Raw genomic sequence first — 12184 nt, forward strand, 5'->3', positions numbered from 1 at the left:
AATACTTTGTATTTAAAGTGATTAGCAGAATCAAAGTCATAGGCGTTTTAAAGCGTCTTTAAGCAACATTGCTTAAATTTTTTACCGCTATGACAAACACAGGGATCATTTCTGCCGGGTAATTTAGCCGTCATCTGTCGGCCCTGGGTGTAATACCAACGCCCCTGTTGATGGACAAACTCCGAGCATTCATAGATAGCATCTATCTCACCCTCGAGCTTATACCAAGCCTTAAAGGTTACCGTTCCCTCCCTGTGCCCAAGGGCGGTGAGTTGTTCCCTTGAATCAAGCACATCGAGCCCGAGCCACTGGGGATGGGGCCCGCGCTGCAGGCTTGCTAGGGTTAGATCCCCGAGAAAATCGGGGTGGTGAGTCTTAATAATGTAATCAAAATTTTTCAACACAAATGCGCAGTAACGCGAACGCATAAGTTGCTCGGGCGAATCTGCTATTTGCTCCCCACAATCCACATGAATATGCAGTGGTTTACAGCAGTCTTGATAGTGTTTTGCACTGCCGCAGGGGCAGGAAATATCTGAAACCATAGGTATGAAACTTAAAAATTAGCTATAAAATAATGGGGTTAGACTATTTTGTTTTTTTGCTGTCGGGCAAAGGTGAGAACTGACGACCATAGTATAAGTTAGGCACAGGCTTAGCATTGAGATAGAAGCTAGGCTCTGCACGGTTATTCATATCTAAGGTGACACTCCAGCGAGTCGACGACACTTTTTGCGTCCCAATAACAAATTTGCCAGCAAATTCACTCACAGGTTCACCCGTCTCTTCGGCGGGGTAGAAGCGCACTAAATAATAGCCGGTATCTATGGCGCTATTGCCGACCATTTTACGTTTCAGTATGCGAAAATCGATATCAATACGTGCTTTCTTACTGCGGATTTTATCGAAAAACTTTTGATAAATCGCCACTATGCTGTCGCGGCCATAATAGATTTCTTTACTTTGGCTTTCAGAGAGATAACTGGCATCTTCAGTGTAAATCTCGCCGGTGACTTCAGGGGCGAGCTCGTTAAAGGCCTTAGTAAAAAGTGAATAATTGGCATTGATCAGCTGATCCGCCGTTGCAGTCGTTTGGGTTTTAGCTGGATTGGCGAAACTTGAGGTCGACAATAGGCATATCAGGGCTAGCAGCAAAAATCTCATTACATTATTCTAATCAAGCAATCATGGCGCCACTATAATGGAGGCGCCCAGTGAACTAAAGTGTTGAATGTTTACAAAGTGTGTTTCTGCACTAAAAATGTGCGTTAATACTAAAGTAGTGGAAGGAGCATGCCATGCTGGATGATGGAGCTGCACTGTTTTTTGAAGAAATGGCGGGTGTTGTGCCACTTAAGGGCGATGTAAAGGCGGTGAATTTACAACCTAAGGCATTAACGGTTGAGCAAATTCAGCGCCGTGATGCGCTGCAACGTGAGGCCTATTTGGCCTGTATGCCCTTGGATTTAAGTTTGATCCCGATAATTGCGCCCGATGATATTGTCAGTTTTAAGCGAGAAGGGGTGCAGGGCGCGGTATTTAAGCGCTTAAGGTTGGGTCAGTACAGCATTAAGATGGAGTTAGATGTACATGCCTACCGTTTGAGTCAGGCCCGTGATGCGTTACTCAATTACCTGTTAGCGGCGCAGGCCCATGGTGAACGCTGCGTTATGCTCATTCATGGCAAAGGCCATAATAGTAAACCCGTTGCAGGGCTGCTGAAATCCGCAGTATGTCATTGGTTATCTCAGCTTGATATGGTGCTTGCCTATCATTCGGCGAAAACCGAGCAGGGTGGAACTGGGGCTTTGTATGTGATGCTAACGAAATCTGAGCAACTCAAGCTTGAAAATAAAGAAGCTAATCGCAAGGGGATGGGCTGGCGTTAAGGGAGTGCAGTTAAGTGGAAAATAAAAATGCCCAATCGATTTGGGCATTTTTGTTTTATGTATCACAGGATGACGATTAGATTACCAACCGCATTGACGATTGGCGGCGGTATTTTGCTCATCAAGCCATATTTTCAGTGGCGCAAAATAGTCCAGTACGGCTTTTGCATCCATAGTGTCTTTGCCTGTGACTTCTTTTAAGGCGACAGGCCAAGGCTGACTCGAGCCTAACTCTAACATTTTATTGAGCTTTTCACCGGCTGCTTGATTGCCATAAATACTGCATCTATGAACTGGCCCTTTATCGCCTGCGGTTTCGCATAATGCTTGGTGGAACTGGAATTGCAGAATATGCGCAAGGAAGTAACGCGTATAAGGCACATTGCCTGGCACATGGTATTTCGCACCCGGATCAAAATCTGCTTCGCTACGGGCCATAGGGGCTTTAACGCCTTGGTATTTCTCCCTTAAATCCCACCAGGCTTGGTTATATTGCGCTGGAGTGATTTCGCCACTAAAGACCTTCCAGCGCCATTGATCGATCATTAAACCAAAGGGGAGAAAGGCAATTTTATCTAGGGCTTGTTTGAGTAATAAACCTATATCCTTAGAGGCATCGGGCACATCTTCTAATAAGCCAATTTGCTTTAAGTAACTCGGCGTGATGGAGAGGGCGATAGTATCGCCAATGGCCTCATGGAAACCATCGTTAGCACTGTTTTTAAACAGGAATGGTTGCATTTTATAGGCGCGTTGATAGAAGTTATGCCCAAGCTCATGGTGAATAACGCTAAAGTCTTCGGCGGTTTTCTGGATACACATCTTAATGCGGATATCGTCGAGATTATCCAGATCCCAGGCCGAGGCGTGGCAAACCACATCACGGTCCTTTGGCTGAACAAATAAAGAACGGGCCCAGAAGCTTTCAGGTAGTGCGGCAAAACCTAAGGAAGTGAAAAAGCTTTCTGCTTGCTTCACCATCTTGTGCTCGTCATAGCCTTTTTCTTCTAAGAGTTCGGTGACATCGTAACCCGGATCGGCATCATCGGGTGCCACTAAGTCGTATACGTTGCCCCATTGCTGGGCCCACATATTACCGAGTAAATGGGCGGGGATCGGGCCCGTTGTCGGCGCAATGGCATCGCCATATTCTCGGTTGAGTTCACCCCTCACATAACAATGTAATGACTCATAAAGGGGCTTGACTTGTCCCCATAAACGGTCTAATTCCTGTGAGAAATCATCGGGTTTCATATCATACTGGCTGCGCCATAGCTCGGATAAATTCCCATAGCCGAGATCCTTGGCGCCTTCATTGGCCAATTCGACTTCCCGCTGGAATAGTGGACGCATAGGTTTAGCGATTTCACGCCAGCCTTTCCATGCTTCTAACAGTTTGGCGGGATCGCGTGATTCGGCCATCAGCGTCGAAAGTTCCGGCTGAGTCATGCATTGACCATCGGCAAAACAGTATTTTCCTTTGCCGTATAAGCCATTCAATTCGGAGCTTATCTTGGCAAGCTCGGCATTTTTCGTTGGATCGAGCGGCGCTGGCAATACTAAGGCGCTGCGCAATATGTTGAGCTTACGGGCATTAACGGGATCGAGTTCCACATTGGCATACTTGGCCGCCTCGGTGGCAAATTTGACCGATGCCGCACTGATTTTCTCTCCGACGGCGGCGGATAGCGCTGCAGTATCATCGGTAATAAAATTGCTGTAAATCCACTCGGCTCGGTTGGACTCTATGGATAACTGCGCCATTTGGGCTTCGGCATCATTAATAAAGGCAATGGCCTGCGCCTTATCTGGCAGTGCATTTAGCGTTGCCGTTGGCGAAGGCGCCGTATTTTCAGTTTTGTCTTGCGCATCATTACATGCGGTTAATCCCAGCGCTAACGCGACAGTGAAGGCGATTTTTGTGGGACGATTCAATCGAATAGCCATGTATTGCAATCCTTTGTTGTTTTTGTGTTACGCATTTTACCTAACAAAGGCGTTTATTGCACAAGGCTTAATGGCTTTCTTTGTTGTTTGTAGTGATGAGTTAATATTTTGTTGGCCTTGGCGTCGTTAAAGCAGCTTATTTGGCCATTTTTAGTTTGACATCCTGAGTGCCAATGTTTAATTTAAACGAGTGTTTTAAATTAATTCAAGGTCACGGAATGGCAAGTCGATCCGATACAAAAACGAGAATTCTTGATGCCGCGGAAAAACTGTTCGCGGAAAGGGGCTTTTCCGAAACCTCTCTGCGACTCATCACCAGCAAAGCTGAGGTGAATCTGGCATCGGTTAATTACCACTTTGGCTCTAAAAAGGAGCTTATCCGTGCGGTGTTAGCCCGTTATTTAGATATGTTTATGCCAGCTGCGGCGGCTGAAATAAAGCGATTAAATGCCGCATCTTCACAGGCTAGCCTAGAAGAAATCTTCTCTTCTTTAGTTAATCCTCTGTTAGATCTTAATAAGTTACGTACTGAAGGCACCACGATTTTCCTGCAGCTTTTGGGCCGAGGTTATATCGAAAGCCAAGGGCACTTGCGTTGGTTTATCACCACCCACTATGGCCAACATTTAGATACCTTTGTCAGGGCCGTTTCGGCCAGTGCGCCCCATATTCCCCCCGCAGAGATGTTCTGGCGTTTACACTTTACCCTAGGCACTATCGTGTTCACTATGGCGTCCGCCGATGCCTTAAACGATATTGCTGCGGCGGAGTTTGGTGAGCATAACGACATCGAAGCGGTTATCCGTAAAGTGATTCCCTACATGGCGGCTGGTGTTTCAGTCCCCGTTGCATCTTAATAAAAGGTCTTGATCATGTTAACGATTATAATCCTTGCCCTGATAGCCGTAGTCCTGTTGTTTGCGGTCAAAAATATCAGAAAGCAATTTATTACCCAGCCTGTGTTTCATTTTTTCAAAAAAGTCTTACCGCCACTATCCGATACTGAGCGTGAAGCGATGGAAGCTGGCGATGTGTGGTGGGAAGGGGAGTTATTCCGCGGCAACCCTAATTGGAATACGCTGCACAGCTACGGTAAACCTGTGCTTAGCGCCGAAGAAAAAGACTTTATCGATAATCAAGTGATGACGGCACTGACGATGATCGATGATTTCGATATAGTGCATAACCGTAAAGATTTGCCGCCAGAGTTGTGGGAATACTTCAAGAAAGAAGGCTTCTTTGCGCTGATCATCCCGAAAAAATTCGGTGGTAAAGCGTTTTCGGCCTATGCCAACTCTACTATTGTCAGCAAATTAGCCAGCCGTAGCGTCAGCGCCGCGGTAACTGTTATGGTGCCAAACTCCTTAGGCCCCGGCGAACTATTGACCCACTATGGTACCAGCGAGCAAAAAGAGCGTTGGTTACCGGCCTTGGCCAAAGGCGATGAAATTCCTTGTTTTGCGTTAACAGGCCCCGAGGCTGGCAGTGATGCCGGCGCAATCCCCGATGTGGGGATTGTGTGCCGTGATACTTTCAATGGCGAAGAAATGCTCGGCCTTAAACTCACCTGGGATAAGCGTTATATCACGCTCGCACCTGTGGCTACAGTGCTAGGTTTAGCGTTCCAAATGCGCGACCCTGACGGTTTGCTTGGGGATAAGAAAAACTTAGGCATTACCTGCGCGTTGATTCCAACGGATCATCCTGGTGTGGTCATTGGTCGTCGCCATAATCCACTGGGCATGGCGTTTATGAACGGCACCACCCAAGGTAAAGAAGTGTTTATCCCGCTGGATTGGATTATCGGTGGCTCTGATTTTGCGGGTAAAGGCTGGCGTATGCTGGTCGAGTGTTTATCCGCCGGCCGTGGTATTTCACTCCCTGCCTTAGCAACGGCCTCTGGCCATATGGCGACTAAGACGACAACGGCCTACAGCTATGTGCGCCACCAATTTGGTATGGCGATTGGCCAATTTGAAGGGGTGCAAGAAGCACTTGCCCGTATTATTGCCAACACTTACCAGTTAGAAGCTGCGCGTCGTTTAACAACCACGGGTATCGATCTTAAAGTCAAACCCTCAGTCGTGACTGCCATTGCTAAGTTCCACATGACGGAATTAGGCCGCTCTGTGATGAACGATGCGATGGATATTCAATCGGGTAAGGGCATTCAATTAGGACCTAAAAACTATTTAGGCTACCCTTATATGTCGAATCCAATTTCGATCACTGTGGAAGGCGCGAATATTTTAACCCGTTCCTTGATGATTTTTGGGCAAGGTGCGACTCGCTGCCATCCTTACGTGCTGGCTGAGATGGAAGCCGCCGCGATGGAAAATCAGCATGAAGCGCTCGAGCGGTTCGATTCATTGTTGATGGGCCATATGGGTTATGCTACCCGCAACGCCTTCAGTGCCTTGTTCAATGCGTTAACCGGCAGCCGTTTGGGCAGCGCGCCAGTAAGTGGTGAAACAAAGCAGTACTATAAAGATATGACGCGCATATCCTCGGCCTTAGCCTTGATGACAGACTTATCAATGCTGATCATGGGCGGCGATTTAAAGCGCAAAGAAATGCTCTCTGCCCGTATGGGCGACGTATTGAGCCAGTTGTATTTAGGTTCTGCCACCCTGAAACTGTTTGAAGACAATGGTCGTCAGCAGGATGATTTACCCGCAGTGCGGTATGTCATGGCTAACCGTTTACACTTAGCCGCGAAAGCATTGGAAGACACAATTCGTAACTTCCCAAGTCGCCCTGTGGCATGGCTACTGCGCGGTTTGATCTTCCCGCTTGGCAATCACTTCAATGCGCCAAGTGATAAAATGGTCACCGAACTGGTAGGGGGGATGTTAAAACCTGGGCCAGCCCGTGAGCGTATTACCTTCCTTTGCCCAGAGTTTGAAGGTGATATCGGGGGAATTGCCGAGGTTGAACAAGCCTTTGTGGCGCAATATGCCTGTAAAGATATCTATAAAAAACTGAAGAAAGCCCAGCGAGCGGGTGAATTGCCAGCCAAAGTGCCAAATCTAGTCCTGTTCGCAAAAGCACTCGAGACTGGTGTTATCACTGCCGATGAAGAACAAAAGTTACAGCATGCCGATAAATTACGTTTAGCGGCAATTAACGTGAATGACTTTGAGACCCTATAGTGATTGCCAGCGCTGTTGTTTGAGTATTTTAGACTGAGCGGTTTAATCAAGTTGTACCATTGAGCCGCTAGGATTTTTCTCTGATTCTCTGATTCTCTGATTCTCTGATTCTCTGATTAAGCCACAACAGTCACAACGAATTGCAGGTATAAAAAAACCACCTTTATCAGGTGGTTTTTTATTGGGTGCTTTTCTAACCTGCTTGAGTGACGAGAAGAAACTTAAGCGACGATCAACACTTTACAGGTGTTGGTGCCACCGATGGTTTCCATAGCATCACCCTTAGTCATCAAGACTAAATCCCCGCTCTGTAAATAGCCGGCGGTGGTCAGTGACTCTAAGGCTTTTTGCGCTAATAGATCGGCTGGATAAATAGTTGAATCGAAGTAAATCGGTAATACACCACGATACAGCGCCATTTTTGCCAGCGTCGTAGCATGACGGGATAAACCTAAGATCGGCAGTGAAGAGCTGATGCGTGACATCAGTTTCGGTGTTGCGCCCGATTCGGTTAAGGCGATAATCGCTTTAACACCTTCAAGGTGGTTTGCCGCGTACATGGTTGATAGCGCGATAGTTTCTTCAACCGAGGTGAATCGTGCATCTAATCTATGCTTAGAGACTTTCACACTTGGATGAGACTCGGCGCCCAGACACACGTTCGCCATGGCTTTCACTGTTTCTTCAGGGAAATCTCCCGCCGCCGTTTCGGCCGATAACATCACAGCGTCGGTGCCATCGAGCACAGCGTTCGCAACGTCCATCACTTCGGCGCGGGTTGGCATTGGGCTTGAAATCATAGATTCCATCATCTGCGTTGCAGTGATCACGATTTTGTTCAATTGACGTGAACGGGCGATGAGTTTTTTCTGCACGGCAACTAGGGCCGCATCACCGATTTCAACCCCTAAATCACCACGGGCAACCATGACAACGTCAGAGGCGAGGATCACATCATCCATTGCTTCGTCACTGGCAACCGCTTCGGCACGTTCAACTTTGGCCACAATAAGAGCATTACTGCCGGCTTGTTGTGCTAATGAACGGGCATAGTCGAGATCGGCACCACTGCGTGGGAAAGAGACTGCTAAGTAATCCACTTGGATCATGGCTGCCGTAAGAATGTCAGCCTTATCTTTTTCCGTCAGCGCCGCAGCCGAGAGACCACCACCTTGTTTGTTAATACCTTTATTGTTAGATAAAGGACCAGCAACTGTCACTGTGGTGTGGACTTTACGGCCTTCAACACGTTCGACACGTAATTGCACTCGGCCATCGTCTAGCATCAGAATGTCACCGACATTTACATCGTCAGGCAACTGCTTATAGTCGATACCGACTTGGTTCTCGTCGCCTTCGCCTTTCGCTAAGTCAGCATCTAAGGTATAGGCTTGACCTAATTTCAATTGGACCTTTTTGTTGTCCTTGAAAGTAGAAACACGAATTTTAGGGCCCTGTAAGTCGCCAAGAATAGCAACATGAACACCTAACTCTTTTGCTATTTCGCGGGCTTGAGTTGCGCGCTTTAGGTGATCTTCAGGGGAGCCGTGGGAAAAGTTTAGACGTACAACATTTGCACCTGCCGCGATGATGCGGCGTAGATTATCATCACGATCAGTGGCGGGACCAAGGGTGGTGACGATTTTGGTTCTGCGGAACATAAGATACTCCGTTAAAGTTAAAAAATCTTGGGACTATATTACCATGCTATTCCAGATTATGTAGTAAAGTTACAATCAAATTGATCTAAAGTTATGTTTCAAAATTGTGAGGCATCGCTGAAATTTGCACTAAAAATGGCTAGGTGGTGGATTGGTACTAGCCATTTTTAGGATAGGAAGTGAATTACAGTATCGGATCTTTATTGATACGAGATTCCTTCAGCACTTCTTTAACGCGTTTAAGGTTGTCACGGAAACGTGGGCCGCGGCGTAGCGTAAAACCTGTTGCCAATACATCTATAGTCACCAATTGAGCTAAACGCGAGGCCATAGGCAAATACATATCGGTATCTTCTGGTACCTCCATTGTCACTGGCAGTGTACATTCCATCGACAGCGGTGAGTTGCGAGCCGTAATACCAATCACAGCGGCGCCGTTTTCTCTGGCTAAACGTGCTATTTCAATCAATGACTTAGTGCGACCAGTGTGGGAAATGAGCACCACAACATCACCTTCATTACTATTGATACAGCTCATACGCTGCATCAGAACATCGTCAAAACAGATGACAGGCACATTAAAACGGAAAAATTTATTTTGCGCATCATGGGCCACAGAGGCCGAAGCACCTAAGCCAAAGAAAGAAATGGTCTTAGCCTGAGTCAGAATATCAACCGCTTTGTTAATGGCTGAAACATCTAAACTTTGGCGGGCGGTATCTAACGAAGCCATTGAAGATTCAAAGATTTTTGTCGTGTAGGACTCGGGAGAATCATCTTCTTCAACATGGCGACTCACATAAGGCGTACCGTTAGCAAGACTTTGTGCCAGATGTAACTTAAAATCAGGGAAGCCTTTGGTATCTAAGCGGCGGCAGAAACGATTCACAGTAGGTTCACTGACATCTGCCATCTTAGCCAGTGTGGCGATGCTGGAATGAATCGCTGTTTGTGGAGATGCTAAGATCACCTCTGCAACCTTGCGTTCTGACTTACTAAAATGGGTGAGGCTTTTTTGAACCTTTTCTAGGGTATTCATACGCGTACGTCCGCTAAATTGAGAATGTAATTTTATTTATTTTTGTTTAGTGGGGCAGAGCAAAATGGTTACACCACTAAATCGCTGCTTTGTAGTAATTTTTTAGTACAATTTTGAAATAAGATTTTACTACCTTCAGTAATTTAAGCACAAAAAGCATATCAGATTTATGCCCTAAGTGCCTAGTTAGCTAAAATGTTAATTTTGATAAAAATAGATGCATTTAACAAATTCTGTTGTTATATTACAACAAAAGTGTGGATTTCTTCATCGGCATGAAGGGACACGACATACAAAGGAGAGCGTAACGCAATGGGCAAAACAACATCAGGCGCCAAAGCTTGTGACTTCGTACTCTTTGGTACTAAAGGCGACTTGGCACGACGCAAGTTGTTACCTTCTTTATACCAGTTAGATAAGGCTGAACTTCTCGATAAAGATACGAAAGTGATCGGTGTCGCAAAGGATGAGTTTAGTCAGGATGAATTTAGAGAGTTAGTCATTATTGCGTTAAACACCTTCGTCAAAGAACCCCTTTGCGAAGTGACACTCCAACGCTTCCTGTCCCGCTGCCACTATATAGGCACTAATTTTACTGATTCGGCTGGCTACAGTGCCTTCCATGATTTGCTCAAACCAGAAGAGCGAGTGATGGTCAGTTACTTTGCGACTCCCCCCGCTATTTTTGGCGAAATCTGCCGCTGTTTACATGAACAAAACCTTATCCACAGCGATTCTCGCGTGGTACTCGAAAAACCCATCGGCTCAGATTTAGCCTCTTCCCACGTTATCAATGATCAAGTTTCCGCCTATTTTAAAGAACGTCAGGTCTATCGAATCGACCACTATTTAGGGAAAGAAACCGTCCAGAACTTGATTGCGCTACGTTTTGCTAACTCTTTGTTCGCCTCTAAGTGGGACAACCGGACCATTGACCATGTCCAGATCACCGTTGCGGAAGAAGTGGGAATTGAAGGCCGCTGGGGTTATTTCGATAAAGCGGGTCAAATGCGCGACATGATCCAAAACCATTTGCTGCAGGTGCTGACACTGGTTGCCATGGATCCACCAGTGAACTTAGACGCCGACAGTATCCGTGATGAAAAGGTAAAAGTGCTTAAGTCACTGCGCCCCATCAATGCCGACAATGTGTATGAAAATACCGTACGCGGTCAGTATAGCGCCGGTTTCTTAAAGGGCAGCCCAGTTCCTGGCTATTTAGAGGAAGAGGGCGCCAATCTACAGTCTCACACTGAGACCTTTGTGGCGCTGCGGGTCGATATCGACAATTGGCGTTGGGCTGGGGTGCCTTTCTATTTACGTAGCGGCAAACGCATGCCGTTTAAGAGCTCTGAAATTGTGGTGTATTTTAAAAATCCACCCCACAACCTGTACCGCTCAAGCTACCGTAATCTGCCACCGAACAAGCTGACTATTCGTCTGCAGCCCCATGAAGGGGTTGAGATCCAGATGATGAACAAGGTGCCAGGGCTAGAGCAGAAGCAGCGTTTACAAACCACTAAACTCGATTTGAGCTTCTCGGATACCTTTAAAAACGAACGTATTGCTGATGCCTATGAACGACTATTACTCGAAGCTATGCTCGGTAATCAAGCCCTGTTCGTGCGCCGCGATGAAGTAGAGCAGGCATGGACTTGGGTCGATGGCATTATCCAATCCTGGGAACAAAGTAACGAAAAACCAAAACCTTATCCTGCGGGTACTTGGGGGCCTGTGGCATCGGTTGCCTTGATCACCAAAGATGGCCGCTCGTGGGATGAATAGGGGGCTTCGATGATAAAAGAAACCGTATTTAAATCCTTTGATACCCCAGCAGCGCTTGAGCTACAGCTGGCGAATAAAATTGCCAGTCAGTTGCAGGAAGCCGTCGATGCTCGCGGTAAAGCGAGCCTAGTGGTTTCCGGTGGTTCGACACCGCTTAAGTTATTTGAATTGCTCAGTATGCAATCGATTGACTGGAGCGATGTCTACATCACACTTGCCGATGAGCGCTGGGTCGATGTCGAAGACAGTGCATCGAATGAGCGGCTGGTGCGTGAGCATCTGCTACAAAATCGCGCCGCCAATGCCAAATTCCGCGGTTTGAAAAATATGTTCTCGACCGCAGAAGCGGGCGCCGATATGGCGGCTGAGTCATTGTCTAACTTTCCGCGTCCCTTCGATGTGGTCGTACTGGGTATGGGTAACGATGGCCATACCTGTTCATGGTTTCCCTGCAGTGCGGAGCTAGACGAAGCGTTATCGACGCAGGCGCTGTGTGTGGCAACTCACCCGACAACGGCTCCCCACGGCAGGATCACCTTGTCCAAAAGTGCGATTCTTAATAGCAGACAAATTTATCTGCATTTGGTCGGGGAACAGAAATTATCCGTATATCGTCAAGCCTTAGAGAATGATGATGTTAATGCTATGCCTATCAGAGCCGTATTAGCGCAGCGTAAAACGCCCGTTGATGTGTTCTGGAGCGCTTAAGGA

The 12184-nt window shown here is 46.9% G+C and carries 10 protein-coding genes; 5 read left to right on the forward strand and 5 right to left on the reverse strand.

The window, feature by feature from the left end; all coding sequences use genetic code 11:
- Positions 1-47: 47 nt before the first annotated feature.
- Both JFT56_RS09570 and JFT56_RS09575 read right to left on the reverse strand, forming a co-directional pair.
- Entirely contained in the window at positions 48-545 is a 498-nt protein-coding gene (locus JFT56_RS09570; protein ID WP_198783382.1) for a YchJ family protein, read from the reverse strand.
- Between the two features lie 43 nt (positions 546-588).
- Entirely contained in the window at positions 589-1164 is a 576-nt protein-coding gene (locus JFT56_RS09575; RefSeq protein WP_198783383.1) for a nuclear transport factor 2 family protein, read from the reverse strand.
- A gap of 134 nt (positions 1165-1298) precedes the next feature.
- Here JFT56_RS09575 and smrA point away from each other — a divergent pair, with 134 nt between their 5' ends.
- Positions 1299-1889 (forward strand): DNA endonuclease SmrA, encoded by a 591-nt coding sequence (gene smrA / locus JFT56_RS09580; RefSeq protein ID WP_198783384.1) that lies wholly within the window; start codon positions 1299-1301, stop codon positions 1887-1889.
- Between the two features lie 81 nt (positions 1890-1970).
- Here smrA and JFT56_RS09585 read toward each other — a convergent pair whose 3' ends face one another.
- A complete protein-coding gene (locus tag JFT56_RS09585) occupies positions 1971-3836 on the reverse strand; it encodes a M2 family metallopeptidase (protein WP_198783385.1) in 1866 nt (621 codons plus the stop codon).
- Positions 3837-4054: 218 nt separating this feature from the next.
- On the opposite strand from JFT56_RS09585, the gene JFT56_RS09590 reads away from it, so the two are divergent.
- Complete coding sequence (locus tag JFT56_RS09590; RefSeq protein ID WP_198783386.1) at positions 4055-4693, forward strand: TetR/AcrR family transcriptional regulator; 639 nt, start codon at positions 4055-4057, stop codon at positions 4691-4693.
- A 15-nt stretch (positions 4694-4708) separates the two neighbouring features.
- Positions 4709-6988 carry an acyl-CoA dehydrogenase gene (locus tag JFT56_RS09595; protein ID WP_198783387.1) on the forward strand — a complete coding sequence of 760 codons (2280 nt, stop codon included), beginning with the start codon at positions 4709-4711 and terminating at the stop codon, positions 6986-6988.
- A gap of 221 nt (positions 6989-7209) precedes the next feature.
- Here the strand turns inward: JFT56_RS09595 and pyk are convergent, their stop codons facing one another.
- Both pyk and JFT56_RS09605 read right to left on the reverse strand, forming a co-directional pair.
- Positions 7210-8649 (reverse strand): pyruvate kinase, encoded by a 1440-nt coding sequence (pyk, locus tag JFT56_RS09600; RefSeq protein WP_198783388.1) that lies wholly within the window; start codon positions 8647-8649, stop codon positions 7210-7212.
- A 184-nt stretch (positions 8650-8833) separates the two neighbouring features.
- Positions 8834-9688 carry a MurR/RpiR family transcriptional regulator gene (locus tag JFT56_RS09605; RefSeq protein WP_007648285.1) on the reverse strand — a complete coding sequence of 285 codons (855 nt, stop codon included), beginning with the start codon at positions 9686-9688 and terminating at the stop codon, positions 8834-8836.
- A 312-nt stretch (positions 9689-10000) separates the two neighbouring features.
- Between JFT56_RS09605 and zwf the strand changes: the two genes are divergently transcribed.
- Together zwf and pgl are read left to right on the forward strand one after the other, a co-directional pair.
- The gene (gene zwf, locus JFT56_RS09610) at positions 10001-11473 is read left to right on the forward strand and encodes a glucose-6-phosphate dehydrogenase (RefSeq protein WP_198783389.1); all 1473 of its coding nucleotides are present in this window, start codon (positions 10001-10003) and stop codon (positions 11471-11473) included.
- A gap of 9 nt (positions 11474-11482) precedes the next feature.
- On the forward strand, positions 11483-12181 hold the full coding sequence (gene pgl, locus JFT56_RS09615; RefSeq protein ID WP_198783390.1) for a 6-phosphogluconolactonase: 699 nt from the start codon (positions 11483-11485) through the stop codon (positions 12179-12181).
- Positions 12182-12184: the final 3 nt, after the last annotated feature.

Source organism: Shewanella putrefaciens, from assembly GCF_016406305.1.
GTDB classification, from domain to species: domain Bacteria; phylum Pseudomonadota; class Gammaproteobacteria; order Enterobacterales; family Shewanellaceae; genus Shewanella; species Shewanella putrefaciens_C.

Bases quoted from the DNA above. Each gene is read 5' to 3' on its own strand.
- smrA (WP_198783384.1), top strand. From the start codon at position 1,299: ATGCTGGATGATGGAGCTGCACTGTTTTTTGAAGAAATGGCGGGTGTT.
- JFT56_RS09590 (WP_198783386.1), top strand. From the start codon at position 4,055: ATGGCAAGTCGATCCGATACAAAAACGAGAATTCTTGATGCCGCGGAA.
- JFT56_RS09570 (WP_198783382.1), bottom strand. From the start codon at position 545: ATGGTTTCAGATATTTCCTGCCCCTGCGGCAGTGCAAAACACTATCAA.
- JFT56_RS09585 (WP_198783385.1), bottom strand. From the start codon at position 3,836: ATGGCTATTCGATTGAATCGTCCCACAAAAATCGCCTTCACTGTCGCG.
- pyk (WP_198783388.1), bottom strand. From the start codon at position 8,649: ATGTTCCGCAGAACCAAAATCGTCACCACCCTTGGTCCCGCCACTGAT.
- JFT56_RS09575 (WP_198783383.1), bottom strand. From the start codon at position 1,164: ATGAGATTTTTGCTGCTAGCCCTGATATGCCTATTGTCGACCTCAAGT.
- zwf (WP_198783389.1), top strand. From the start codon at position 10,001: ATGGGCAAAACAACATCAGGCGCCAAAGCTTGTGACTTCGTACTCTTT.
- JFT56_RS09605 (WP_007648285.1), bottom strand. From the start codon at position 9,688: ATGAATACCCTAGAAAAGGTTCAAAAAAGCCTCACCCATTTTAGTAAG.
- pgl (WP_198783390.1), top strand. From the start codon at position 11,483: ATGATAAAAGAAACCGTATTTAAATCCTTTGATACCCCAGCAGCGCTT.
- JFT56_RS09595 (WP_198783387.1), top strand. From the start codon at position 4,709: ATGTTAACGATTATAATCCTTGCCCTGATAGCCGTAGTCCTGTTGTTT.